This window comes from Xanthomonas phaseoli pv. dieffenbachiae, from assembly GCF_008639345.1.
GTDB lineage: Bacteria > Pseudomonadota > Gammaproteobacteria > Xanthomonadales > Xanthomonadaceae > Xanthomonas > Xanthomonas phaseoli.
This window is the reverse complement of the sequence record NZ_CP041380.1, coordinates 192,401-218,649: the sequence shown is the minus strand read 5'-3', so window position 1 is coordinate 218,649 and position 26,249 is coordinate 192,401. Positions and strand designations below refer to the sequence as shown.

Annotated in this window: 23 protein-coding genes; 19 read left to right on the top strand and 4 right to left on the bottom strand. The window is 67.1% G+C overall.

The window, feature by feature from the left end:
• Positions 1-23: 23 nt before the first annotated feature.
• The 5 genes from FLG15_RS00965 to gvpU all read left to right on the top strand — a co-directional run bounded on the left by FLG15_RS00965 (position 24) and on the right by gvpU (position 6,931).
• Positions 24-1,574, top strand: a complete 1,551-nt coding sequence (locus tag FLG15_RS00965; protein WP_057677624.1) for an adenosine deaminase family protein — start codon at positions 24-26, stop codon at positions 1,572-1,574.
• Between the two features lie 151 nt (positions 1,575-1,725).
• Positions 1,726-2,868, top strand: coding sequence for a nucleoside hydrolase (locus tag FLG15_RS00960; protein ID WP_057677625.1), 1,143 nt, complete (start codon positions 1,726-1,728; stop codon positions 2,866-2,868).
• A gap of 340 nt (positions 2,869-3,208) precedes the next feature.
• Complete coding sequence (locus tag FLG15_RS00950; RefSeq protein ID WP_150145369.1) at positions 3,209-4,669, top strand: AtzE family amidohydrolase; 1,461 nt, start codon at positions 3,209-3,211, stop codon at positions 4,667-4,669.
• The gene (locus FLG15_RS00945) at positions 4,669-6,249 is read left to right on the top strand and encodes a gamma-glutamyltransferase family protein (protein WP_057677627.1); all 1,581 of its coding nucleotides are present in this window, start codon (positions 4,669-4,671) and stop codon (positions 6,247-6,249) included. The genes FLG15_RS00950 and FLG15_RS00945 overlap by 1 nt, the downstream gene beginning before the upstream one ends.
• Before the next feature lie 223 nt (positions 6,250-6,472).
• Entirely contained in the window at positions 6,473-6,931 is a 459-nt protein-coding gene (gene gvpU / locus FLG15_RS00940) for a gas vesicle accessory protein GvpU (RefSeq protein ID WP_039574116.1), read from the top strand.
• Between the two features lie 187 nt (positions 6,932-7,118).
• Here the strand turns inward: gvpU and FLG15_RS00935 are convergent, their stop codons facing one another.
• Positions 7,119-8,006: an alpha/beta fold hydrolase gene (locus tag FLG15_RS00935; protein WP_057658543.1), complete on the bottom strand. Its 888-nt coding sequence runs from the start codon at positions 8,004-8,006 to the stop codon at positions 7,119-7,121.
• A 382-nt stretch (positions 8,007-8,388) separates the two neighbouring features.
• On the opposite strand from FLG15_RS00935, the gene FLG15_RS00930 reads away from it, so the two are divergent.
• From FLG15_RS00930 to FLG15_RS00890, 9 genes are all read left to right on the top strand, one after another.
• On the top strand, positions 8,389-9,321 hold the full coding sequence (locus FLG15_RS00930) for a LysR family transcriptional regulator (RefSeq protein WP_057677628.1): 933 nt from the start codon (positions 8,389-8,391) through the stop codon (positions 9,319-9,321).
• Positions 9,322-9,822: 501 nt separating this feature from the next.
• The gene (locus FLG15_RS00925) at positions 9,823-11,109 is read left to right on the top strand and encodes an allantoate amidohydrolase (RefSeq protein ID WP_057658539.1); all 1,287 of its coding nucleotides are present in this window, start codon (positions 9,823-9,825) and stop codon (positions 11,107-11,109) included.
• Complete coding sequence (locus tag FLG15_RS00920) at positions 11,099-12,355, top strand: pyridoxal-phosphate-dependent aminotransferase family protein (protein WP_057658537.1); 1,257 nt, start codon at positions 11,099-11,101, stop codon at positions 12,353-12,355. The genes FLG15_RS00925 and FLG15_RS00920 overlap by 11 nt, the downstream gene beginning before the upstream one ends.
• Positions 12,352-13,242 (top strand): allantoinase PuuE, encoded by an 891-nt coding sequence (gene puuE, locus FLG15_RS00915; protein ID WP_057658534.1) that lies wholly within the window; start codon positions 12,352-12,354, stop codon positions 13,240-13,242. Before FLG15_RS00920 ends, puuE begins: the two co-directional genes overlap by 4 nt.
• Complete coding sequence (gene hpxZ, locus FLG15_RS00910; RefSeq protein ID WP_057677630.1) at positions 13,239-13,634, top strand: oxalurate catabolism protein HpxZ; 396 nt, start codon at positions 13,239-13,241, stop codon at positions 13,632-13,634. Before puuE ends, hpxZ begins: the two co-directional genes overlap by 4 nt.
• Complete coding sequence (gene uraD / locus FLG15_RS00905; protein WP_057677631.1) at positions 13,631-14,122, top strand: 2-oxo-4-hydroxy-4-carboxy-5-ureidoimidazoline decarboxylase; 492 nt, start codon at positions 13,631-13,633, stop codon at positions 14,120-14,122. The genes hpxZ and uraD overlap by 4 nt, the downstream gene beginning before the upstream one ends.
• Entirely contained in the window at positions 14,119-15,540 is a 1,422-nt protein-coding gene (hpyO, locus tag FLG15_RS00900) for an FAD-dependent urate hydroxylase HpyO (protein ID WP_057677632.1), read from the top strand. Before uraD ends, hpyO begins: the two co-directional genes overlap by 4 nt.
• Complete coding sequence (gene uraH / locus FLG15_RS00895) at positions 15,510-15,869, top strand: hydroxyisourate hydrolase (RefSeq protein WP_081022932.1); 360 nt, start codon at positions 15,510-15,512, stop codon at positions 15,867-15,869. The genes hpyO and uraH overlap by 31 nt, the downstream gene beginning before the upstream one ends.
• 169 nt (positions 15,870-16,038) lie before the next feature.
• Entirely contained in the window at positions 16,039-16,512 is a 474-nt protein-coding gene (locus FLG15_RS00890) for a YehS family protein (protein ID WP_003489391.1), read from the top strand.
• Positions 16,513-16,693: 181 nt separating this feature from the next.
• On the opposite strand, the gene FLG15_RS00885 is transcribed toward FLG15_RS00890, so the two are convergent.
• The gene (locus tag FLG15_RS00885) at positions 16,694-16,978 is read right to left on the bottom strand and encodes a hypothetical protein (protein WP_057658525.1); all 285 of its coding nucleotides are present in this window, start codon (positions 16,976-16,978) and stop codon (positions 16,694-16,696) included.
• Positions 16,979-17,209: 231 nt separating this feature from the next.
• On the opposite strand from FLG15_RS00885, the gene hrpB reads away from it, so the two are divergent.
• Positions 17,210-19,609, top strand: coding sequence for an ATP-dependent helicase HrpB (gene hrpB / locus FLG15_RS00880; protein ID WP_150145367.1), 2,400 nt, complete (start codon positions 17,210-17,212; stop codon positions 19,607-19,609).
• Positions 19,610-20,173: 564 nt separating this feature from the next.
• On the top strand, positions 20,174-20,605 hold the full coding sequence (locus FLG15_RS00875; protein WP_003489387.1) for a hypothetical protein: 432 nt from the start codon (positions 20,174-20,176) through the stop codon (positions 20,603-20,605).
• 328 nt (positions 20,606-20,933) lie between these two features.
• On the opposite strand, the gene FLG15_RS00870 is transcribed toward FLG15_RS00875, so the two are convergent.
• Together FLG15_RS00870 and FLG15_RS00865 are read right to left on the bottom strand one after the other, a co-directional pair.
• Positions 20,934-21,506 carry a pseudouridine synthase gene (locus FLG15_RS00870; RefSeq protein WP_057679472.1) on the bottom strand — a complete coding sequence of 191 codons (573 nt, stop codon included), beginning with the start codon at positions 21,504-21,506 and terminating at the stop codon, positions 20,934-20,936.
• Between the two features lie 91 nt (positions 21,507-21,597).
• Positions 21,598-22,452, bottom strand: a complete 855-nt coding sequence (locus tag FLG15_RS00865; RefSeq protein WP_039574085.1) for a class I SAM-dependent methyltransferase — start codon at positions 22,450-22,452, stop codon at positions 21,598-21,600.
• A 233-nt stretch (positions 22,453-22,685) separates the two neighbouring features.
• Between FLG15_RS00865 and FLG15_RS00860 the strand changes: the two genes are divergently transcribed.
• The 3 genes from FLG15_RS00860 to xopE all read left to right on the top strand — a co-directional run bounded on the left by FLG15_RS00860 (position 22,686) and on the right by xopE (position 26,198).
• The gene (locus tag FLG15_RS00860; RefSeq protein ID WP_039574082.1) at positions 22,686-23,657 is read left to right on the top strand and encodes an aldo/keto reductase; all 972 of its coding nucleotides are present in this window, start codon (positions 22,686-22,688) and stop codon (positions 23,655-23,657) included.
• A 135-nt stretch (positions 23,658-23,792) separates the two neighbouring features.
• Positions 23,793-24,821, top strand: a complete 1,029-nt coding sequence (gene curA / locus FLG15_RS00855) for an NADPH-dependent curcumin/dihydrocurcumin reductase (RefSeq protein WP_150145364.1) — start codon at positions 23,793-23,795, stop codon at positions 24,819-24,821.
• Positions 24,822-24,998: 177 nt separating this feature from the next.
• Complete coding sequence (xopE, locus tag FLG15_RS00850; RefSeq protein WP_150145361.1) at positions 24,999-26,198, top strand: XopE/AvrPphe family type III secretion system effector; 1,200 nt, start codon at positions 24,999-25,001, stop codon at positions 26,196-26,198.
• Positions 26,199-26,249 lie beyond the last annotated feature (51 nt).

Here is a 26,249-nt window from a genome sequence, read left to right as displayed (position 1 = left end):
GTCTCTCCAAACGAGTCTCCTGCATGCCCTTTCTTCGCCGCTGTCTGATCCTGAGCGTGTGGGCGTGCTTGCCCGCTGCCGTGCACGCACGGCCTGCACCAGCGCCTACGCCTGCGCAACAACGCGAACAGCAGGTGGCGCAGTTGTTCCGCGAGGCGGCCGCGCAGCCGGCGCAGCTACGCACCTGGCTACAGGCCATGCCGAAAGGTGGCGACCTGCATAACCATCTGTCCGGTTCGGTGTATGCCGAAGACTATCTGCAATGGGCCAGCGACGATGGCGCCTGCGTGCAACTGGACGACCTGAGCCTGCGCGCGCCGCCGTGCGGGGCCGGCCAGGAGTCGGCGCGCGGCCTGGCGACACGCAACGCCGCGCTGTACGGGCGGATGGTGAATTCGCTGTCGATGCGCAACTTCCTGCCCGGCCCAACGCACCCCAGCGGCCACGATCAGTTCTTCAGCACCTTCGGCAAGTTCGACGCGGTGGTGCGCAGCCGTGTCGCCGACACCGTCGCCGCAGTGCTGGAGCAGGCCGCACGCGACCGCGTGCCGTATGTGGAGATCATCGCCAACCCGCCGCAGATGGACCAGGCTGCCACGCGCATGCAATCGCTGCCGTGGAAGGGCGAAGACGACGCAGCCAATCTGCGTGCGTTGCAGCCCGACCTTGCGCCACTGGTGCAGGCCGCGCAACGCGATCTTGCCGACATCGACGCGCAGGTCCGGCGTGTCCTGCGTTGCGACCAGGCCGATGCGCGCCCCGGCTGCACGGTCGACTACCGCTATGTTCCCTACGTGTTGCGCGTGCTGCCGCAGCCGATGGTGTTCGGGCAGATGGCGCTGGCGCATGCGCTGATCGCGGCCGGCGGCAGCCGTGCGGTGGCGCTGAACATCGTCGCGCCGGAAGACAATCCCGTGGCATTGGCCGATTACGCGCGGCACATGGCGATGTTCCGCTTCTTTGCAACGCGCTATCGCGGCGTGCCGCTGTCGCTGCATGCCGGCGAGCTGGCGCTGGGGCTGGTGCCACCGGCACAGCTGCGCTCGCATATTCGGCAGGCGGTGGATGCGGGGGCGCGCCGCATCGGTCACGGCGTGGACCTGCCGTACGAAGACGATGCCCAAGCACTGCTGCAACGCATGCGGGAAGAGCACATCGCGGTGGAGATCAACCTCACCAGCAACGATGTGATCCTGGGCGTCAAGGGCCCAGCGCATCCGTTGGCGCTGTATCTGGGTGCCGGCGTGCCGGTGGTGTTGTCCACCGACGATGCCGGCGTCTCGCGTGCGGACATGACCCACGAGTACCAACGCGCGATGCAGGAGCAAGGCATCGACTACCCCACGCTCAAACGACTGGCCCGCAATGGCCTCACCTACAGCTTCCTGCCGGGCACCAGCCTGTGGGATGCCGACGGTAAAGGTGCGCAGGCCTGCGCCAGTGCGTTGCAGCGCGAAACAGATGATGCTGCCTGTCGAGCCTTCCGCCACGGCAGCGAGAAGGCTCGGCTGCAATGGCAGCTGGAGACCGACCTGGCCCAGTACGAGCGCACGCTGTTGCTGCGACACACATAGCGCCGACAACGACATGACATATGCAAGGTAGGAGCGCGCCCGAGCGCGAACGGGCTTTACCGGTAACGCCCCGTCGCGCGTAGGCACGCTCCTACAAATGCCGCTCTCCATCGCCGGTGCAATGCCTTCAACCTTCCACGACAAAAACGCAATGACCGACCCGCACCTCCCCTCATCCAAGCGCCGCGTCATTCTCGAAGACGACATCGACGGCTTCACGCCCGCGCAGCTGCTGCTGTTGCAATCGCCCGAGGTGCAGGTGCTGGGCATCAGTGCCGTCAGCGGCAATATCTGGCGCGATGAGGTGCTGGCGCATACCTGCCGCCTGCTGGAACTGGCTGGCCATCCGCAGATTCCAGTGCACCCCGGCCCGGTGCATCCGCTGCTCAACAGCGAGCTGGCCACCGAACGCTGGGAAGCGCTGTACGGCAAACTCGTCTGGAAGGGCGCATGGACCAAGCATTGGGTGGACGGCGACACCGTGCAAAGCGCGCCGCGCTATCACGCCCACGATGTGGTGCCCGATCTGGCGTTGGGTAATCCCAGCGTGGTGCGTCCCGCAGACGAGCCGGCCGCGTTGTTCATGCTGCGCATGGTGCGTCGGTACCCGGGCGAGGTGAGCATCATTGCCACCGGCCCGTTGACCAACCTGGCACTGGCGCAATCGCTGGACCCATCCTTTGCCAGGTTGGCGCGCGAGCTGGTCTACATGGGCGGCAGCCTCAATCCACGGCAGCAACGCAACAGCGTGAGCGCGCAGCAATTCGCGCGCGAGTTCGTCAATTCGCCGCGACGCGAATTCAATATCCGCTGGGACCCGGAAGCGGCCAGCATCGTCATGCGTGCGCCGTGGCGGCAGATCACCATGGTGCCGGTCGACCCCTCCACCGCGACCGAACTCAGCGCCGACTTGCTGGCGCGCATGAGTGCGGCCGACACCACGATTGGCCACGCACTGCGCCGCCGCGAGCCGGGCTTTCCGATGTGGGACGAACTGGCCACCGCCGTGTGGCTGCGCCCCGACTTGGCCACGCGCACCGAAACGCTGTACGTCGACACCAACACCGCCTTCGATGCCGGGTACGGCGACATCGTGTCGTGGGCACCGGGGTATCAGCCCGGGCTGGGCGAGCAGGCGCAGACGGTGGTGCATGCGGTGGACGTGCCGGCATTCGAGCAGTTGCTGGTCGACCGCCTCACCGCGCCGCAGCCACCGGCGGTGGGATTACCGCTCCCCCTGCTGCCATCGGGAGAAGGGGCCCGCAGGGCCGATGAAGGTGCGGTGTGTGGATGACAGTGCCGCATCGGTTGAGTCGCTGGTGAGCAATATGGGAGCAAAAGCCTGAGACATCTCGAAACACCGTGGCACCCTCGCCTCAACTGCGCCAGCGCCCCGGCCCGCATTTGCAAAGCTGGACGCGTCATACCGCTGCTGCATGATGAGATTGAAGGTCCGAAGCTGCACGTCCGCAATCCTTGCGGTAACAGCGACTGCTTTCACGGTGACGCGTAAACCCGACGGCTCCGTTTCAGCTCCCAACGCATCGGCAAGCACGTTGCACACCCCGTACGCCAAGCAAACAAGCGAATCTCACCTCTCCAATCCCTAATCCCCGCTTTCCAACAGGTGATCCATGCAACTTCCAGCGCAGTGGCAGGCCGGCGTCGATCGCAATACCGAAGTGCTGCGCGGGCACACGCAGTTGCTGGCCAGCTTCCATGCGCCGCCTGCAACGGCACATGATGGCGGCGGCCCACGCGGTCAGATCGCCTCCATCGTCGGCACCACGCGCAGCCAGCCCGCGCTGGCCGCGCGACTGGCCACCCAGACGCTGGCACGCATCCACCAGGCCAACGACCGCCTGTGCGCCATCACCCGCCTGCTGCCGGCGCGTGCCGCGGCCGATGCGGCGCGCGTGCAGGCAGCGCTTGCCGGGGGCGGCGACGGGGGCGCGTTGGCCGGCGTGCCATTCGTGGTCAAGGACCTGTTCGATGTCGCCGGGCAGGTCACCACCGCCGGCGCCGCGGTGCGCGCGCACTGCCCGCCGGCCAGCCGCGATGCGGCGGTGGTGCGACGGCTCGGCGACGCCGGGGCAGTGTTGGTGGGGACCGCCAACATGGACGAATTCGCGTACGGCTTCGCCACCGTCAACGCGCATTACGGCACCACCGCCAATCCGCACGATCTCCAGCACCTGGCGGGCGGCTCATCGGGCGGCTCGGCGGCAGCGGTGGCCGCCGGGCTGGTGCCGTTCGCGCTTGGCTCGGACACCAACGGCTCCATCCGCGTGCCGGCCGCGTTGTGCGGCATCTACGGCCTGCGCCCCACGCACGGCGCCGTCCCCGTGGATGGGGTGTTCCCGTTTGTCGATGCGCTGGATGTGGTCGGCCCATTCGCCACCTCGGTGGCCGACCTGCGCCGCGTCTATGACGTACTGCGCGGGCAGCCGCTGCCTGCGTGCCATGCAGGCAACCTGCGCGTCGCGCGGTTGGGCGGCTGGTTTGAACGCAATCTGGATCCGGATCTGGAGGCCGGGCTGCAGGCCCTGCTCACCGCCTGCAACAGCGTTTCGTCGATCGACCTGCCCGAGGCCGAACGCGCGCGCGCCGCTGCGTTCGTCCTGACCGCCGCCGAAGGCGGGCATCGTCACCGCAGCGCACTCACCGCGCACGGCGCGCAGTTCGACCCGGCCACCCGCGACCGCCTGCTTGCCGGCTTGCAGCTGCCCGCCAGCGCAGTGGCCGACGCGCACCGTTTCGCGCAGTGGTTTGCCGATGCCATGCACGCGCTGTGGGACCAGGTGGAGGTGCTCATGGCGCCGGCCACGCCCTGCGTGGCGCCACGCATCGACCAGGACACCATCCAGATCGACGGTTTGCCGGTCTCTGCACGCGCGAATCTGGGCATCTTCACCCAGCCACTCGGCCTGGCCGCCTGCCCGGTGCTGGCCGCACCGTTGCCGCGTCCCGGGCGCCTGCCACTGGGCGTGCAACTGATCGCCGCGCCCGGCCGTGAAGACCGCCTGTTTGCGCTGGCCGCGCAACTCGAGCGCGACGGCCTGCTCGCCTTCAGCCCACCGCCGGAGCCACGCTGATGTTGCATACCCTGCGCGCGCGCCGCGGCATGGTGGTCGCACCGCACCATCTTGCCGCACAGGCCGGACGCGATGTCTTGCGCGACGGTGGCAATGCCATCGAAGCGGCCGTCGCCACCGCTGCCTGCCTGGCGGTGGTCTACCCGCACATGACCGGCATCGGCGGCGATGGCTTCTGGCTCATCCACGAACCCGATGGCCGCGTGCATGCCATCGATGCCTGCGGCCGCGCGGCGCAGGCGGCCACACTGGATTTCTATCGCGGCCACGCCCACATTCCGTGGCGCGGGCCTGGCGCGGCCAATACCGTGGCCGGTACCGTCTCCGGCTGGGCGCTGGCCCTGCAGCAGGCAAACGGCAGCGTGTCGCTGCAACGCCTGTTGAGCGATGCGATCCATCACGCCAGTGCCGGCGTACCGGTCACGCTGGGCGGCGCGCAGGTGGCCGCCAGCAAGCGCGCAGAACTGCGCCCACAACCCGGCGCCTATGCCCAGATCTTCGAGCCGCACGGCGCGCCGCTGCGCGAAGGCGCGCTGCTGCGCCAGACGCAGCTCGCGCGTACCTTGCAGCGGCTCGCCGATGAAGGTCTGGAGAGTTTCTATCGCGGCGCGATTGCCCACGACATCGCCGCAGACCTGCAGGCATTCGACAGCCCGCTCGGCGCACACGACCTGGCGACCCATCGCGCCGACGCCAGCGTGCCGTTATCGGTTGTCATCCAGGGCGCGCGCCTCTACAACCACGCGCCGCCCACGCAGGGGCTTGCCTCGCTGTTGATCCTGGCACTGTTCGATCGCCTGGAGGCAGAAGACGCAGACAGCTACGCACACCTGCACGGGCTGATCGAAGCCAGCAAGCAGGCCTTCCTGATCCGCGACGCACACCTCGGCGACCCCGCCTGGATGACGCTCGACGCACAAGCCCTGCTCGACGACAGCGCCGCGCTCAATGCGCTCGCCGCACGCATCGACATGCGCGCCGCACTGCCGTGGCCACAGCCCTCGCAGGCAGGCGACACCGTCTGGTTCGGCGCCATCGACGCGCACGGCCGCGCGGTCAGCTGCATCCAGTCCACCTATTTCGAATTCGGCTCCGGCCTGGTGCTGCCGCGCACCGGCATCACCTGGCAGAACCGCGGCTGCAGCTTCCGCCTCGCCCCCGATGGCTGGAATGCGCTTGCCCCGGGACGCAAGCCCTTCCACACGCTCAACCCGGCGCTGGCCACCTTCGACGACGGCCGCGTGATGGCCTACGGCACCATGGGCGGCGAAGGCCAACCGCAAACCCAGGCCGCCGTGTTCTCCCGCTACGCCCGCTTCGGCATGCCGCTGCAGCAGGCGGTCAGCGCACCGCGCTGGCTGCTGGGCCGCACCTGGGGCGAAGACAGCACGGCGTTGAAGCTGGAAGACCGCTTCGACCCGGCCGTGGTGCAGGCCCTGCGCAATGCCGGGCATGCGGTGGAACTGCTGCCGGCATACAGCGCGGTGATGGGACATGCCGGTGCCTTGGTGCGCGAGCAAGATGGCGTCCTGAGTGGCGCCAGCGATCCGCGCTCGGATGGAGCAGTGGCGGCGTGGTGACCACAGTGGTCGTTCCGCTGCGGCCGCTCGCCCAACGCGCGACATGCGCGCGCACTGGATGAAAGCGTCCACGCGTCGCAGGACCGCGGTGCCGGAGCCTTGATAGCGAACCCAACCACGGCAACTTTGGCGATCCGTGTGCCATGCTTAAGCACGCCAAGGGCGCGCCATCCACATCTGCGTTACGGCTAACGCGTCGTCCAATCCACTCAAGGAGAGCAACATGACAGACCAAGATCAACATCAACCGTCGCTGGAAGACGTCAAGCTGGCGTTCGATGGCCAGAGCGTGGATTGGTATCTGCAGAAGCTGGTCGGCATTGCCAACACCTCGGACGTGCAGTTCGGCGTCACCCTGTTTGTCGAAGGCATCGTCATTTCCGGCCAGCTGGTCAGCGGCAAGCGCTATTTCGAAGCGTTCGCGCAGGAGTTCTCTGCTGCCTATCCGGGCGATGCCGATGAAAAAGAGGATATCCGTCGCGCGTTTGCCAGCCACGCCAGCATCTACGATGCCGAAGACGACACGCAGCAGAGCAGCACGCCGCCGCAGTTCATCCACCTGATCGATGCGCGTTGCTTCTCACCGGGCGGCCAGCCGCTGCCCAGCAACCGTGGCGTGTTGTGGCGCGGCAAGGTCAATGCGGTTTCCGGATTCACCCTTGGCTCGCTGTCGGCAGACTGAGCCCGCTGCCGTCTGCTCCAGTGTGAGTGCCCGCCATCTCACACTGGGCGACCAAACACTTGCTCAAGGCAGTGCAACGCCGCGCCAGGACGGCAGCAGGTAGCGGACATTGTGTCAGGCCGCCGCCGTCGGACCTCGGCGCACGATGGCGATGCAGCGTCCACGACGGCATTGGCCACGGCCCGCGTCATGCCGACGGCGCGAGGGTCCGCGACAAGAAATCACCGATGTAGTGCGCAATCTCCAGCGCATGCGTCTCCAAGGCGAAGTGCCCTGTCTCCAATAGATGCACTTCGGCCCTTGGCAGATCCGTGCGGTAGGCCTGCGCGCCGGCCGGGATAAAGGCGGGATCGTACTTGCCCCACACGGCCAGCAACGGCGGCTGATGGGCACGAAAATACGCTTGAAATGCGGGGTACGCCGCCACATTGCTGCGGTAATCCAGAATCAGGTCGAGCTGGATCTCTTCGGCGCCCGGGCGCGCCATGTAGGCGATATCCAGGGTGTAGCCGTCCGGCGACAGTGTGCCGGGCGCGACACCGGTGCCGTATTGCCACTCACGAATGGTCTGCGCCGACAACGATGCGCGGCAGGCCTCGCGATTGGCGGCGCTCGGCTCCCGCCAGTAGGCCTGCCAGGCGTCCCATTGGTCGCTGAAGCCCTCCAGGTAGGCATTGCCGTTCTGGCTGACGATGGCGCTCACCCGATCCGGATGCGCGGCCGCAAGGCGGAAGCCAACCGGTGCACCGTAGTCGAACAGGTACAGGCTGTAACGCGTCAGTCCCAACGCTTCGGTAAAGCCTTCGATCACCTTGTAGAGCGCATCGAAGGTGTAATCGAACTGCCCACGCGGCGGTGCCTTGGTCATGCCGAAGCCGGGGAGATCCGGGGCGATCAGACGGTATTGGCTTGCCAGCAACGGCATCAGGTCGCGGAACATGTGGCTGGCACTGGGAAACCCGTGCAACAGCAACAGGACCGGCGCGTCCTTGCGCCCTGCTTCGCGATAGAACACCTCGACATCGCCAACCTGCTCGGTGCGATAGCTGATGCGCTGGGTGGCGTCGTGGGACATGCTGCCTCCGTCAGTAATGGGGTGTGGGCGCCGCACCTGTCGGCTGCACGCAATCTGCCGGCCCCCAGCAACAGTGCGGTGCCAACCCAGCACAGGCGCAGGATGGAGCGACGCGCGTCCACCGACGGCGCATGTTGCCGGCGGGTGTTGATGGATGGGGCGGCGCAGATGCGGGGGCGGCGCAGATGCGGGTGCGGCAACGCGTGTGCAATGTCGGCCATGCTAGGTGCGCCGGCCTGGCACGAGAACCACCCTGGCGTTCAATGGAGCATTGCATCGCGCGCAATGCCGCAACCACTGTTGCGTTCGCATGCGCTGCATGGCGCATATGGCATCCAGGGGTTGATCACATCGGGCTGCTAGGCTGCGTGCCCGGTCGAAGGTGATTGTCGAAGACGAGGCGCAGGTGGACCGCATCCAGGAAATGACGCTGTTTGCCGCGCTGGCCGAGCACACCAGCTTTGCGGGTGTGGCGCGCCATCTGGGCATTTCCACCGCCACGGTCACGCGCACCATCGCTCAGCTGGAATCGCGGCTGGGCGTGCTGCTGGTGGTGCGCAGCACACGCACCATGCGGTTCACCGCGGCAGGGCAGCAGTATGCAAGCGACTGCCGGCGCCTGTTGGCCGAGCTGGAGGATGTCGAAAGCCGCGCCGCCGGCCTGCATGCGCTTCCCAGCGGCTTGCTCACCGTGACTGCGCCGCAGATGTTCGGCGCTCTGCATGTGACACCTGTCGTGGCGCACTTCCTCGGCCGCTATCCGGCCATGCGCGCCCGTGCCCTGCTGGTGGACCGTGTCGTGCCGCTGCTGGAAGAAGGCATCGATGTGGCGATCCGGATCGGCACGTTGCCCGATTCGTCGCTGACTGCCATCCCGGTCGGCAGCGTCCGTCGCATGGTGTGTGCCTCGCCCGGCTATCTTGCAGAACACGGCATACCGCAGCACCCGGACATGCTGCCGCAGCACGCAACGATTTCCACCGCTGCGGCAGAACGCGCGCCCAGGTGGGCGTTCCGTCTGGATGGACGTGCGCATGAGGTGGAGGTTGCCTCGCGCCTGAGCGTCAGCGCATTCAACGCCGCCATCGTTGCCGCGGTGGATGGGTGGGGCCTCACACAAGTGCCGTCCTACCAGGTTCGCCAACACCTGCAGGACGGAACGCTGGTCAGCGTGCTGGATGCCTTCGAGATCGCGCCCGAACCGGTGCACGTGGTCTATGTCGAAGGCCGCCGCGGCTCGTCGAAGGTGCGCACGTTCGTGGACGAGTGCGTGGCTGCATTACGGCACGACCTTGGATGTGCGGACGGCGGTTGAGCGGCGCCAGGCAGCCCGGTCATGCCGTTGGCTGCCGCACGCGCGCGAACGCGCGCCTGACCGCAGCAGCGCCATGCAGTCGATCAGCAGATGCAGTTGCAGTGCGATCCTCCCGAACTCTACGACCAGCCGTCTCCGCCCACGTGCGCGCTTTTTCCCGACGTTTTCCTTCGCACGGGGTGTTCGCATGGCCTGCGCGTGATGCAGGCACCCGCGGCGGTGCGGTGCGTCCGCTGCGTTGCTGACGACGGGTGCGGGCAAGACGTGACCTACGGGCCGCTGGCACGCGCACGCGTTCGCAGGATGCAGTCCTCGCAGGGGCATGCCTGCGCCGGCAGCCCCATGCCAGCGGGCCAAGCCCGCGTTGCATTTTTTGCAGCCCAAGCCCGCGAAAAAACTCTTTGATGGCGACAGGACTGCCTCCCTATAGTCGAGGCGCCACCTCTCCCACCTGCTCCCGGACTGCACTTGCGCCCTCCGCGAGCCCCCGTTGGTCCGTCGATGCCCGCTGCCCTGCCGTCCCGCCAAGTCGCTCCCGACCTCGCTGCTCCTGGCGGTGCGCGTGCGGTGGCACGCTGCGACGCGCTGGGCGTTGGGCCCTACAGCGACAGCGATACCGGGCTATTCCGCGGCTGGCTTGGTCCTGCCCACCGTGCCGCGGTGGAACAGGTAGGCACCTGGATGCAGGCGGCCGGCATGCAGGTGCGCATCGATCCCCTGGGCACATTGGTGGGCCGATACGCCGGCACGCAGCCAGACGCACCGGCGCTGCTGATCGGCAGCCACCTGGACAGCGTGCGCGATGCCGGGCGCTACGACGGCCCGCTCGGCATCCTGCTCGGCATCGAATGCGTCGCCGCGCTGCATGCGCAGGGACGCCGGCTGCCGTTTGCCATCGAGGTCATCGCCTTCGGCGACGAAGAAGGCTCGCGCTTTCCCGCGTCCATGTTCTGCAGCCGCGCGGTGGCCGGCACCCTCGACCCCACCGCGCTGGCGGTCACCGATGCCGCCGGCATCACGGTGGCCAGCGCGCTGGCCGCGTGGAACCTGGACATCGCCCACGTGCACCACGCCGCCCGCGCCCCGGGCAGCGTGCTGGCGTATCTGGAAACGCATATCGAACAAGGCCCGGTCTTGGAAGCGGAAGGAGTGCCGCTGGGCATCGTCAGCGCCATCGCCGCGCAACGACGCTTCGCCCTGCGCTTCGAAGGTCGCGCCGGACATGCCGGCACCACCAGCATGGCGCTGCGCCGCGACGCCTTGAGCGCCGCGGCCGAAGCGCTGCTGGCCATCGAACGGATCGCCCGCGCTGGCAGCAGCGACCTGGTCGCCACCGTCGGCAAGCTGCAGGTGGCGCCCGGCGCCGCCAACGTGGTGCCGGGGCGTGTGGACTGCTCGATGGACGTACGTGCGGGCAGCGATGCAAGCCGCGACGCCGCCGTGCAGCAGATCCAACAGGCACTGGCGCAGATCGCCATCCACCGCGGCGTCGCCATCGCCATCGAGCCACTGCAGACGCTGGCCGCCAGCCCCTGCGCCCCGGCACTGATCACGCGCCTGGAACACGCGGTTGCCGCGCAAGGCATCGCACCGCGCCACCTGGTCTCCGGTGCGGGCCACGATGCCATGGTGATGGCAGCGCTGTGTCCCACGGCGATGCTGTTCGTGCGCTGCGCCGGCGGGATCAGCCATCATCCGGACGAACATGTCGATCCGGCCGATGCCGAGATCGCTTTGGCGGTCATGCGCCACTTTATCGACCACCTGGGAGATCCCCTTGTCACCTGATCTGCGTCAGCTGCACACCTTCGGCGAACTCGATCCTCCGCAGCGCCTGTTGATGGGCCCGGGCCCGGTCAATGCGCATCCGCGCGTGCTGCGTGCGATGGCGGCCGATCTGCTGGGGCAGTTCGATCCGGAAATGACCACCTACATGAACGAGGTGATGGCGCTCTATCGGCCGTTGTTCGGCACCGAGAATCGCTGGACGTTCCTGGTCGATGGCACCGCGCGCGCCGGTATCGAAGCGGCGCTGGTCTCGTTGGTCAGCCCGGGCGAGCGCGTGCTGGTGCTCAACTTCGGCCGCTTCGGCTTGTTGCTCACCGAAATCCTGGGCCGCCTCGGCGCCGAGGTGCACAGCGTGGATGCGCCGTGGGGCCAGGTGCTGCCGCTGGGCGCGATTGCCGAGGCCATCGAGCGCGTGGCACCCAAGCTGGTGGCCACCGTACACGGCGATACCTCCACCACCATGGCGCAGCCGCTCGATGGCGTCGGTGCGCTGTGCCGCGCAGCCGGCGCGCTGAGTTATGTGGACGCCACCGCCACCATCGGCGGCATGCCCATCGCCAGCGATCGCTGGGACGTGGATGTGGTCACCGGCGGTTTGCAGAAATGCCTGGGTGGGCCATCCGGCTCGGCACCCATCACCGTGTCCGAGCGCGCGGCCGCGGCCATCTTCGCGCGTCGCCATGTCGAACGCGGCATCGTGCGCGACGACATCGCCAACGGCAGCGGCCCGCGCATCGCCTCGAATTATTTCGACCTGGCGATGATCATGGATTACTGGTCGGACAAGCGCCTCAACCACCACACCGAAGCCACCACCATGCTGTACGGCGCCCGCGAATGCGCACGCGTGGCCTTGCAGGAAGGCCTGGATGCGCGCTTCGCGCGCCATGCGGCGGCCGGGCGCGCGGTCAGCGCCGGCATCCGCGCGTTGGGGCTGGAGGTCTTTGGCGACGATGCGCATCGCATGACCAATGTCACCGGCGTGGTGATTCCGCCCGGCATCGACGGCGAGGCGGTACGCCGGCGCATGCGCGAGGATTTCGAGATCGAGATCGGCACCGCGTTCGGCCCGCTGCAAGGCAAGATCTGGCGCATCGGCGCGATGGGCTACAACGCGATGAAGCACAAGGTGCTGATCACCCTGGCCGCACTGGAAGCGGTACTGCGCGCCGAAGGCTATGCCTGCACGCACGGCCTGGCGGTGGAAGCGGCACTGGCCGCCTGGCATGCGGAAGCGCAGGCATGAACGCCGCGCGCGACCTGCTCGGCTATGGGGCCAGCCCGCCTGCGGCGCACTGGCCCGGCGGCGCGCGCATCGCCGTGCAGTTCGTGATCAACTACGAAGAGGGCGCGGAGAACTGCGTGCTCAACGGAGATGCGGGCTCTGAGGCGTTTCTGTCGGACATGGTCGGCGCGCAAGCGCAGCCCGGCGCCCGCGCCATGGCGATGGAAAGCCTGTACGAATACGGCAGCCGTGCCGGCTTCTGGCGGCTGCATCGGCTGTTCACCGCACGCAACGTGCCGGTGACCGTGTTCGGTGTGGCGCAGGCATTGGCATCCAATCCGGACGCGGTGGCCGCGATGCAGGCAGCCGAATGGGAAATCGCCAGCCACGGTCTGCGCTGGATCGATTATCAACACGTGGACGAGGCCACCGAGCGCGCGCATATCGCGCAGGCCATCGCCGTGCATACGCGCGTCACCGGCAGCCGCCCGCTGGGTTGGTATCAGGGGCGCACCAGCCCCAACACCGCCCGCCTGATCGCCGAAGAAGGCGGTTTTGTCTACGACGCCGACAGCTACGCCGACGACGTGCCGTACTACGACAGCCGCCACGGCCGCGCGCAGTTGATCGTGCCGTACACGCTGGATGCCAATGACATGAAATTCGTCGCCTACAACGGTTTTGCCGATGGCGAGCCGTTCTTCCGCTATCTGCGCGACAGCTTCGAGCAGTTGCGCAGCGAAGGCGGGCGCATGCTCTCGATCGGCCTGCACGGGCGCATCGTCGGCAAGCCGGCGCGTGCGGCAGCGCTCGCGCGCTTTGTCGATCATGTGCTGGCCAGCGGCGATGCCTGGATTGCGCGCCGCATCGATATTGCGCGCCATTGGCTGCAGGTGCATCCGGCATGAGCATCGCAAGCGCCGACATCGATCTGCCCGAGGTGATCGCGCAAGTGACGGCCGCCTTCCATGCCTATGAAGCAGCGCTGATGGGCGACGACATCGCTGCGATGGATGCGCTGTTCCATGCAGCGCCCAGCACCGTGCGTTATGGCGTGGGCGAAGTGTTGTACGGCATCGATGCGATCCGCGCATTTCGCAGCGGCCGCGGTGGCTCGCCGCAGCGCCGGCTGACGCATGTGCAGGTGCATGGTTTCGGCCACGATTTCGCCACCACCCACGCCGAATTCATTCGAGACGGCAGTACTGCACGCGGGCGGCAGAGCCAGAGCTGGGTGCGCTTTGCCGACGGCTGGAAAGTGGTGGCCGCGCATGTCTCGCTGCAAGGCACGCACGCATGAGCGTGGTCGACGACCCCGGGCTGGACGATGCCGCCTTCATGACGCGCTATCGCGACCTGTTCGAGCACTCGCCGTGGGTGATCGAACGTGCGCTGCGGCGACGGCCGTTCGCCGATGTGCACCGCGGCCTGATGCAGGTTGTTTACGACGCATCGCCGCAAGATCAGGTCGCACTGATCCGCGCCCACCCCGAGCTGGCCGGCAAGGCCACGCTCGACCGCACGCTCACTGCCGCGTCGGCCGCAGAGCAGGCTTCGGCCGGGCTGGACCGGCTCGACGAAGACCAGTTCAAGCGCTTCCACGCGCTCAATCAGGCCTATCGCCACCGTTTCGGATTTCCATTCGTGATCTGTGTGCGGCTGCACGACACGGCCGGCATCCTGGCCACGCTGGAGCAGCGCCTGGACGCATCGCGCAACGCAGAGATCGCCACCGCCATTGCCGAAATCGGCAAGATCGTGCACCTGCGCCTGGAGGCACTGCCATGAGCCTGGCCCACCTCGAACGTACCCTCGCCCACGACCTGCAATGCCTGGCCCACGGCGGCGATGCCTGGGTGCAACCGCGTGTGCATCCGGGCGGGCATGTGTATGACGTGATCATCGTCGGCGCCGGGCAGAGCGGCCTGGGAGCGGCGTTCGCGCTGCAACGCGAGCGTGTGCACAACGTGCTGGTGATCGACGAAAACCCGGCCGGCCAGGAAGGCCCGTGGGTGACCTACGCACGCATGCAGACCTTGCGCACGCCCAAGCACATCACCTCGATCGATCTGGGCGTGCCATCGCTCACCTTCCGCGCGTGGTGGGAAGCGCAATACGGCAGCGCCGCATGGGACGCGCTGGACAAGATCCCGCGCGCGCGCTGGATGGATTATCTGCGCTGGTATCGCACAACGCTGCGCTTGCCGGTGCGCAACGCCACCCGCCTGGTCCGCGTAGAGCCGGACCTCGCACCGGGCATCCATCGCCTGCATCTGGCGATGGGCGCCCCTCTGCTCACACGCAAGCTGATCCTGGCCACCGGTATCCAGGGCGGCGGCCAGTGGGTGGTGCCCGAGTGGATCAGCCGCGCCCTGCCCGCGCATCGCTACGCGCATACCTCCGGCCACATCGATTTCGCTGCACTGGCCGGCAAGCGTGTGGGCATTCTGGGCGGCGGCGCCTCGGCCTTCGACAACGCCTGCTTTGCGCTCGAACAAGGCGTCGCCAGTGCCGAGGTGTTCGTGCGCCGCAGCGAGTTGCCGCGCATCAATCCGTTCCGGCACATGGAACAGGCCGGCATCATTCCGCGTTTTCTGGCACTGCCGGATGCAGACAAGTATCGGATGATGGCCAGCTTCTTCGCGCACAACCAACCACCCACCAACGACACCTTCCAGCGCGCCTGTGCGCATGCCGGCTTCGCGCTGCACCTTGGCGCGCCGTGGCTGGACGTGGCCGAGCGCGACGGCGAGATCGTCGTGCGCACGCCGCAGCGCGAAAACCGCTTCGATTTCCTTGCCATCGCCACCGGCCTGGTCACCGATCCACGGCTACGTCCGGAACTGGCCGCGCTGTCCGGGCGCATCGCCTGCTGGGGCGACCGCTATCGGCCACCGCCTGGCCAGGCCAATCCGGTGCTGGACGCACATCCCTATCTGGGACCCGGGTTCGAACTGCTGCCACGCACGCCCGACGATGCCGCGCTGCTGCATGGGCTGTTCGCCTTCAACTATTCGGCGCTGATCAATCACGGCCCGTCGGCCGCGGCACTGTCCGGGCTGAAGGTGGCACTGCCGCGGCTGGCCCGCGCAGTGGCCGACCAGTTGTTCCTGGACGACCGCCAGGCCATCGTCGACCAGTACTTGGCCTACGACCAACCCGAATTCATTGGCCAATGGCCGCAGCGCACCCAGGCGGTGGCATGAGCACGCTGTCCACGCACGTGCTGGACACCGCCAGCGGCCGCCCCGCCGCCGGCGTGCCGCTGCGGCTGTTCGCTGGCGATACGCTGCGCTTCGAGGGCGTCACCAATCTCGACGGCCGCTGCCCGGACCTGGCCGCGCTCGCGCTGCAGCCCGGCCGCTACCGGCTGGAATTCGACCTGGCACGCTACTGGCAGGCCACCGGCATGGCGCTGGCCGACCCGCCGTTCCTGGACCGCATCCCGATTGCCTTCGGCATCGCCGACGACGGCCACTACCATGTGCCGCTGTTGCTCTCCCCGTACGGGTACTCCACCTACCGCGGCAGCTGAGCGCTGCGTCGTGCCGCAATGCAGGCCGTTTGGACCCTTCTGCACGATGGTCTGCGCTTCCATCGCACTGCCAGCGCGGGTGACCCGCTGCGCACCGTGTCAGACCGGTTTCACTCAAGCCCCGTAGAATGGCCCCTTTCCGGCGACAGGCCGGGGCACCGGAACGGTCATGATCCACAACGATGTACTGCGCAGCATCCGCTATATGCTCGACCTCAGCGACGACAAGGTGGTGGACATCACCCACCTGGCCGACCCCGAGTTCGCGCTCGACAAGCCGCAGGTACAGGCCTGGCTGAAGAAGGAAGACGAGCCGGGCTTTGAGCCCTGCACCGATGCGATGCTGGCGCGTTTTCTGGATGGCCTGGTGCTGCGCTTCCGCGGCCGCGACGAGAGCCAGCCGCCACGCCCGCTGGAAACCCGCGTCGGCAACAACCTGGTGTTGAAGAAGCTGCGCGTGGCCTTCGAACTGAAGGACGTCGACATGCACGCCATCTTCGCCAGCGCCGGTTTCCCGCTGTCCAAGCCGGAACTTTCCGCACTGTTTCGCCAACCCGGCCACAAGAATTTCCGCCCCTGCGGCGACCAGCTGCTGCGCGCCTTCCTCAAGGGCCTGACCGCCCGGATGCGCGAAGCGGGATGATCTTCAGCGCACGCGCTTGGCCGCTGGCGATTGTCCAGCGGATGGCCTTTGTCCGGCGCAAGAGCATTGTTGAGAACCGCACGCACGACCTAAATCACCACCACGGTACGAATGACCGTGCGCCATCCGTACCGTAGGCGTCAGATTACGCGTGACGGCGCCCAAAACGCAGCAGGTGCGATCAGCTGAAACGTCTGTTGCGGATCTGCTCGCGTTCTTGTTCGGTCATATCATCCATGTGGATGTAGTGGACGCCTTGTCCGCGCGGGGCACTGAGAAGCTGCGACTCGATGTCCTCCTGGTCGCCGTCGGGCGAGGAGATCAGACCCACGATGGTACCGTGCGGGGCAACCCGCCATAGCGCCACACGTTGGAAGACGCGCACTTGGTCGGTATCGGTCGCTTGGGGATAGGTAGCGTACCAACCATCGGCAGGCAGGTAGCGATAAGAACCGTAGTCGTTCATAGCGTCTCTGGATTGGCGGAGTGGCCTGCTGATTGTGGAAAGACCTTGACCGAAGTGGATACGGGGATTTCCGATTTAGCGCTGCGATTACGTATCTCGCACCCGATGTTTCGCTGCAGCGTGGAGCGTTTCGTGCGCTGTATGAGGGTGAGCCAGAACGCAGCGGGCTGCCGGCAGTGGCGCACAGGTCTCTGTCGCACTCTATGCAGCAGAAACGTATCCTTCCCGCGCATGACCGACCCCGCTTTTCCGATCTCCCCGCTGTTGCCGCAGATTGGCGACAGTCTCGCCGCACATCCGCGGCTGGTGCTGGAAGCGCCGCCCGGCGCCGGCAAGACCACCCAGGTGCCGTTGGCACTGCTGCACGCGCCATGGCTGGCCGGCCGCAAGATCGTGATGCTGGAGCCGCGCCGCGTGGCCGCCCGCAGCGCGGCGCTGTTCATGGCCCGCCAGCTCGGCGAGCCGGTCGGCGAGACGGTGGGCTACCGCATCCGCTTCGAGAACAAGACCTCCGCGCGTACCCGGATCGAAGTGGTCACCGAGGGCATCCTGACCCGGCTGATCCAGGACGACCCGATGCTGGAAAGCGTGGGCGCGCTGCTGTTCGACGAATTCCACGAACGGCACCTGGCCGGCGACCTGGGCCTGGCGCTGGCGCTGGATGTACAGGCCCAGGTACGCGAGGACCTGCGCATCGTGGCGATGTCGGCCACGCTGGATGGCGAACGCCTGGCCAGCTTTCTGGAAGCGCCGCGGCTGAGCAGTGCCGGGCGCAGTTTCCCGGTGGAGATTACGCACTTTCCGGCGCGCCGCGACGAAGCGCTGGAGCCGCAGACGCGGCGCGCGGTGGAGCACGCATTGTCCACGCATCCCGGCGACGTGCTGGTGTTCTTGCCCGGCCAGCGCGAGATCGCGCGCGTGCATAGCGCCCTGCAAGATGCGCTGGATCCGGCGGTGCACGTGCTGCCGCTGCACGGCGAGCTGTCGGTGGAGGCGCAAAGCCAGGTACTGCAGCCCGACCCGCAAGGCCGCCGCCGCGTGGTGCTGGCCACCAACGTGGCCGAATCTTCGGTCACCTTGCCCGGCGTGCGCGTGGTGATCGACAGCGGGCTGGCGCGCGAGCCGCATTACGACCCCAACAGCGGCTTTTCGCGGCTGGACGTGGCCACCATTGCGCAGGCCTCGGCCGACCAGCGCGCCGGGCGCGCCGGGCGCGTGGCCAGCGGCTGGGCCTACCGGCTGTGGCCGCAGTCGCAGCGGCTGGAACCGCAGCGCCGCGCCGAAATCACCCAGGTGGAACTGGCCGGCCTGGCACTGGAACTGGCCGCCTGGGGCAGCAGCGCGCTGCGCTTTGTCGATGCGCCGCCCAGTGGCGCGCTGGCGGCCGCGCACGAGCTGCTGCAGCGGCTGGGCGCGCTCACCGCAAGCGGCGGCGTCAGCGCACTCGGCAGGCGCATGCTCGCGCTGGGCACGCATCCACGCCTGGCGGCGATGCTGGCGCAGGCCGGCGATGCCTCGCGTGTGGCGCTGGCCTGCGACCTGGCCGCGCTGCTGGAAGCCCGCGATCCGCTGCGCCAGGGCGGCGATGGGCTGGCCGCGCGTTGGCGGGCGTTGGCGGCGTTTCGTCAGGGCCGCAACGCGGCCGACGCCAATCGCGGTGGCCTGGCGGCCATCGACAGCGCCGCCAAACAATGGCGACGTCGGCTGCGCTGCGACAGCGCCCCGCCCTCCAGCGTGGAGGCGCATGCACTCGGCGACCTGCTGTCGCATGCCTTCCCCGATCGCATCGCCGCCCGCCACCCCGCCGACCCGCTGCGCTACCTGCTCGCCAACGGCCGCAGCGCGCGCCTGTTCGAGCACAGCGATCTGCGCGGCGAACCGTGGCTGGTGGCCAGTGAGCTGCGCTACGAAGCCAAGGATGCGCTGTTGCTGCGCGCCGCGCCGGTGGACGAAGCCTACCTGCGTCGCAGCCTGCCCGAGCGCTTCGTGCAGCAGGACGTGGTGCAGTGGGACGCGGACAAGCGCGCCCTGGTCGCCCGCCGCCAATCCAGCTTCGACCGGATCGTGCTCGACAGCCGCCCGGCCGCCCGCGTGCAGTCGCTGCGGACATGGATGCCGGAGCTGGCGCTGCCCGATCTCTCCGATGCGGCGCTGCTGGAAACGCTGGACACCTGGCTACGCCCGGCCTTCGCCGGCAAGACCCGTCTGGACGCGCTGGATGAAGCCAGCCTGGGTGAAGCACTGAAGAGCGCGCTGCCCTGGGAGCGCCGCCAGTCGATCGACCGCCATGCGCCCACCCGCATCAACGTGCCCTCGGGCATGGAGCGACCGATCAGCTACGCCCTCGACCACGCCGGCCAACCGCTACCGCCAGTGCTGGCGGTCAAGCTGCAGGAACTGTTCGGCCTGGCCGAAACCCCACGCATCGCCGACGGCCGCATCCCGTTGACCTTGCACCTGCTGTCCCCGGGCAGGCGGCCGTTGCAGGTGACCCAGGACCTGAAGAGTTTCTGGGCCAATACGTATCCGGACGTCAAAAAAGAGATGAAGGGGCGGTATCCCAGGCATCCGTGGCCGGACGATCCTTGGACGGCTGCAGCGACCCACAGAGCAAAACCACGTGGCACCTGAAATGCACCGACCCGCGGCGGCGGTGACACAGACAGGCGTTCGCGATTTACTGCGGCGCAAGCCACTGCAGCAACCCGCCGAGCAAAGCCACGCGGCACCTGAAGCGCACGGACCCGCAGCGGCGGCGAAACAGACAGGCGCTCGAATTCACTGCGGCGCGGACCACTGCAGCAACCCGCCGGGCAAAACCACGTGGCACCTGAAACGCATCGACCCGCAGTGGCGGTGAAACAGACAGGCGCTCGAATTCACTGCGGCGCGGACCACTGCAGCAACCCGCCGGGCAAAACCACGTGGCACCTGAAACGCATCGACCCGCAGTGGCGGTGAAACAGACAGGCGCTCCAAATCCACTCCGGCGTGGACCGCTGCAGCAACCACCGAGCCAAACCATGCGACACCTGAGACGCACGGACCGGCGGCGGCGGTGAAGGAAACCGATGCTCGAATCTCCTGCGGCACGCTACCTAACCGTAAGCCAAACGGCACCCAGCCCCGCTAACGCCGCCTATACGCATCAGCGCACAGACTGCAGATCACGTACTCAGAAAGGAAACGCCTCCGATGAGCAAGCTGACTGTGATCACCGAACGCGCCCTGGAGCGTGCCCTGGAACTGGCTGGCACTGCGGGCGACCAGCTGCGTCATGCCGCGTCCAATGCGGGCGATCAGGCACGCAACGCTGGCAGCAGTCTGCGTCATTTCGGACCAAGCGCAAGCGAATGGCTGAAGACCGGCGCCGCACTCGGCGCAGTGCGCACCGGTGGCAAGGCCGCCAGCAAGCTGGTCAAGCGCAACCCGGCCGTGACGGTTGCCGCCGCGGTCGCAGGCCTGGGCCTGATCGGCTATGCGGTGTATCGCAAGCGCCAGCGGGACCAGCAGGTGCTGGGCGGCAACGTGCATCGCCTGGATCGCGAACATGCCAGCAATGCCAACGCACGCCGCGCGGCCTATCAGCGTCGCGGTGCGGTGACCCCGAGCGACGGCATCGAATAAGCCATCGCGCGAAGCTGACCTCGAACGCCACGGCCTTGTGCCGTGGCGTTTTTTGTTGGTGGCGTGCATGGCGGCGCGCAGCACAGTGCGCCGATGTCAGCGATCGATGGAGCCACGCCGTGTCGTCTAGATCAGGTAAAGGTGCAGCCATCAGCGCCACGAACAACGGTCGGCCATGCGTGGCTTGGATGAAGCGGGAGACAAGAACAGCGATCTCCCCGGTCACACGCTCCGCTCAGCGCGCCCGACGGCGATGCGCTCGTCTTGTCGGCGGCTACACGCCGTGGCGCCATGCCACGCGTGCCGCGCACCCCAGAGACGCAGCACCTCAGCGCCGGCCACGGCCCGGGCGCGCGCTGGCCGTCTCTTCAGCGCGCCACTGCCCAGGTGCAAGCGCGTCCAGCCGCCAGTGGCCGATGGCCACGCGTACCAGGCGCAAGGTCGGCAGGCCCACCGCTGCGGTCATGCGCCGTACCTGACGGTTGCGGCCTTCGGTGATCTGCAGCTCCAGCCAGGCATCGGGCACGGTCTTGCGCACCCGCACCGGAGGCTCGCGCGGCCACAGCTGCGGTGCCGGGTCGAGCATGCGCACCCGTGCCGGCCGAGTGAGGCCATCGTTGAGCACCACCCCGTCGCGCAACGCCTGCAGTTGTTCGGCGTGTGGCGTACCTTCCACCTGTACCCAGTACGTCTTGGGCTGCTTGTGGCGCGGGTCGGTCAGCCGATGCGCCAATGCACCGTCGTCGGTCAGCAACAGCAGGCCTTCGCTGTCATGGTCCAGACGGCCTGCGGCGTACACATCGGGCGGCAAGCCGAATTCGGCCAGCGTGCGCTTGGGCGGTTGCGAGCGGTCGCTGAATTGCGAGAGCACACCGTAGGGTTTGTTCAACAACACCAACATTGCCAATCCTGTTGCGCAAGGCGCTGCACCGACCCGATGACGTCCAACATCTGCATGCCGACGCGCAACGCGTCGGCATGCAGGTCGGGGGTCAGCGCTTGACGAACTTCAAGGTCATGCGGTCGCTCTCGCCGATGGCCTGGTACTTGGCATCGTCGGCCTTGTCATGACTATTGCTGGGCGGCAGCGTCCACACACCGCCCGGGTAATCCTTGGTGTCGCGCGGGTTGGCGTTGACCTCGCTCTTGCCCACCAGGGTGAAACCGGCGGCTTCGGCCATTGCAATCACCTGTGCCTGGCCGACGTAGCCGCTCTTGTCGTCGGCCGGCACATCGGCCTTGGCGCGATGTTCGACCACGCCGAGCACACCGCCGGGCTTGAGCACCTTGTAGAAGCCGGCGAACATCGCCTCGGCATTGCCGGCCATGCGCCAGTTGTGCACGTTGCGGAAGGTCAGCACCAGGTCGGCGGAGTTGTCCACGCCGAAGGACGGCGACTTGGGCACATACGACACGAGCGACGGCTTGCCATACACCTCAGGCTTGGCATGGAACTTCTTCTCCAGCTCATCGCGCGCACGCTGCGCGTACTCGCGGCTGCGGCCTTCCGGTGCAGATGCCGGGTCGACCACCGCGGCCACGTACTTGCCCTTTTCACGCAGGTACGGCGCCAGGATTTCCGAGTACCAGCCGCCGCCCGGCGTAATTTCAATGACGGTCTGAGTCGGCTTGATGCCGAAGAACGCCAGCGTCTGACCGGGGTGGCGATATTGATCGCGCTGCACGTACACGCGGTCGCGCCAGTTGCCATCGATGGCCGCCTGCAATGCGGCGTCGGGCGCCGGCAAGGTCGCGCTGTCGGCGGGCTTTATTGCCATCGCCAGCGGCGCGCTCATCGCCACCACCACTCCCATCACACATGCACAGGCCAGCTTGTTGCGGATCATCGCAGCACCCTCATCCGGGGAAAAAGTAGCGCGAGCCTAGCATGCGCTCCGGGACCTGCCATGTGCCCGCCGTGCATTCGCGCAAGGCCTGATGCGGCCTTCCCGTCGCCGACATGTTCAGATCCTGTGAGCTGCTGAGGACGATCGGCGGAACGCTGAATCCACGCAGATGTCACACGCAACATCGGTATGCGTGACTATCCTGTTGCCAGTTCGAATCAGGAGCATCCACGATGACCCAACCCCGCGCACTGGGCCGCTCCGGCCTGCAGGTTCAACCGATCGTCTTCGGCGGCAATGTGTTCGGCTGGAGTGCCGACGAGGCGACATCGTTCGCCTTGCTCGATGCATTCGTGGATGCCGGCTTCAATCTCATCGATACGGCCGATGCATACTCCGGTTGGGTGCCCGGCAATCGCGGCGGCGAATCGGAAACCATCATCGGGCGCTGGCTTGCGCGCAGCGGCAAGCGCGACAAGGTGCTGATCGCCACTAAGGTGGCCAAGTGGAGCGAGCATCCCGGCCTGTCGCCGGACAACATCGCAGCGGCAGTGGAAGATTCGCTGACGCGTCTGCAGACCGATGTGATCGATTTGTACCAAGCGCACGAAGACGACGAATCAATTCCGCTGGAAGCCACGCTGGCCGCGTTCGGCCGGTTGATCGAACAAGGCAAGGTGCGTGCGATCGGCGCGTCCAACTACAGCGCTGCGCGCCTGCGCGATGCGTTGGATATTTCCGAGCAGTACAAGCTGCCGCGCTATGAAAGCCTGCAGCCGGAGTACAACCTCTACGATCGCGCCGGTTACGAAGCCGAACTGGAGCCGCTGGTGCGCGAGCGCGAACTAGGCGTGATCAGCTACTACTCGCTGGCCAGCGGCTTTCTCACCGGCAAATATCGCAGCGCTGACGATGCCGGCAAGAGCAGCGCGCGCGGCGCATCGGTGGTCAAGCAGTACGTCAACCCGCGTGGCCTGCGCATCCTGCAGGCGCTGGACGATCTGGCCGTGACGCACAACGCCACGCCCGCACAGATTGCGCTGGCCTGGCTGATCGCACGCCCCGGCCTGACCGCGCCGATCGTCAGCGCCACCAGCGTGACCCAGTTGCACGATGTGCTGGCAGCCGCACGCGTGGCGCTCAGTGCCGATCAGATTGCGCAACTGGACAGCGCCAGCGCGCCGGAATCATCGGCATCCCGTTAGTGCATCGGTGGGCAGGTCGCGTTGTTTGCCGAACATGCGCTCTGCTGCGTCCCTGACCGCATTCCCTCGCGTAGCCGCACCGGCGGCTGCGCTCACCCGACCGCGCACGCGCGGACTGCTCGCGAGCCATTCCCCATGACCTCCATCATCAACCGCCGCATCGTGCTGGCATCGCGCCCGCACGGAGAACCCAGCGCCGACAACTTCCGCATCGAAGAGGTCGCCGTCGCACCGACCGGCCACGATCAGATTCTGGTCCGCAATCGCTTCCTGTCGCTGGACCCGTATATGCGTGGCCGCATGGACGAGGGCCCGTCCTACGCCGCGCCGGTGGCCATCGATGCGGTGATGGAAGGCGGCACCGTTGGCGAAGTCATCGCGTCCAATCACGCCGACTATCATCCTGGCGATCTGCTGGTGCTGTCCGGTGGCTGGCAGACGCATACCCTGCTGACCCCGACCACACCCCTGCGCAAGCTGCCCAAGGACGATAGCCTGCCACTGAGCACCGCGCTCGGCGTGTATGGCATGCCCGGCTTTACCGCGTACGCGGGCCTGCATGAAATCGGCAAGCCGCAGCCGGGCGAAACGCTGGTGGTCGCATCCGCCAGCGGCCCGGTCGGCGCCACGGTGGCGCAGCTGGCACGCCTGCAGGGCCTGCGTGTGGTCGCCATTGCCGGTGGCGAAGAGAAGGTACACTACCTGCGTGACACGCTGCAGGTGGACGTGGCGCTGGACCACCGCGCCGACGACTTTGCACAGCAGTTGCGCGCCGCGACGCCGGACGGCATCGACATCTATTTCGAAAACGTTGGCGGCAAGGTGTTCGATGCGGTGCTGCCGCAGCTCAACGACTTCGCACGCATCCCGGTCTGCGGCGTGATCGCCACCTACAACAGCCGCGGACAAGCCCACCCCGGCCCGGATCGCCTGCCCGACTTCATGGGCCAGGTGCTGCGCAAACGCCTGACGGTGCGCGGCTTCATCCAGCACGATTTCATCCGCCTGATGCCTGCCTTTCTGCGTGAAATGGGCCAATGGCTGCGCGAAGACAAGATCCAGTACCGCGAGCACGTGCTGCACGGCCTGGACAGCGCCCCGCAGGGCCTGATCGACGTATTGCGCGGCAAGAACTTCGGCAAGGCCGTGGTCGCCCTCGCCTAACGCGATTGACCGCGCTCTTTCCACCCGCTCGCTCTTGCGATCTCCATTCCAGTGGCAATGCGATGCGTGGGGCGCCGGCGCCACTCATTCGTGATCCCACACACGACTTCGGCGAACCAGCAACGTTCGCCGCGCACGTTGCCACACTGGGTGCGGGGTTCATGATCGGAGAGCGACATGGGACTATGCATTTCAAAGTCGGCAATGTCGGGGTCGAGCGTGGCAGCGTCACCGGAGCATCCCGAAAGCCCTGCCTCAGAACAGATCACCGCCCCCACGCCTTTACCCGATCCATCGGTGCCGCCTAGCCTGCAGGGCTTGGCGAGACTCGGCGTTCCCCGTGCAAGGCGGCGGCGCTCCCGGGAACCGACCCTGCAGCCGCACGAAGTTCAGCAAGCCGCCTACCAACTCGGCATGCGCCTCAGCGGCAGACCCATCGAAGACGTTCGCGACCGTCAACGCCTGGCCGATGCGACGGAGACGGTGCACGAGGTGCGGCTGGCCTTGCATCATGGCCGAGGTAATTCCGAGAGCGATTTTCGGATCAGCAACGGGCTTAGCTCCACCTATAGCTACCTGTCCTACAGTTTCCTGTGTTACTGGCCCGGTAAACACGACATCAATTTGATGGCAGGTTGCGCGCTGGCTGTCGGCGCAGGCAATTGTGACCAAAACGCGGCGATCAACACGCGCCGGCATGCGGTCTGCATGGAGGTTGGCGGGCAGATGATGAACATCTGTGATCACAAGCGGGCCCATATGTACGCGCTGTACCAGCCCCCGGGCTCGGCCGAGGCAACGGAATCCGCCGTCGTTCTCGACTCGTGGTCAGATGGTCCGGCGGTTCTGCTCAGGGATTCGCGCTGGGTCGGAACATACGGAACATCCACCGATGTGATTGAACGCTTCCAAAAGCCTCAGGCAATCGATGCGCTGGCCAGGACCAACGCATTGCAGGCCGAAATCGAGGATCCGCAGACCGAGTTCCATGCCCACCTGCGCGGCGTGGAGAGTGGCATTCTCGCTCCGCCCGAACCTCGCCATCGCTGTGGCACCATTTCGGTCATCGGCCCCGATCTGGCCGAACGTACGCGTCAGCGGCTGCAGGAGCTCGCGCCGCGGACGCGTAAGGCTCTGGCCGCCGATGCTGCACGGCAAGCCTATGGGCTGGATGACGCACAGCCGGTCTCCCCGCGCACGACGTCAGCAATCCTGAAAGACGCAGCACGCCTGGATGCATTGGGTCGCCCGCCCCTGAGTTGGGCGCCAACTCCTCACGCAAGGCTGAAGCGTTTTGTCACCAACGCCCGAACCAATGCAAGGCAGACTTTCTGGTATCGGCGCGGTTGGCGCCCGCCTGTTGTGGGAGCGAGATGAACGCACTTCGATTCAGACGAACAGCTGCCTGATCGTTTTCGTCGCTGCGCC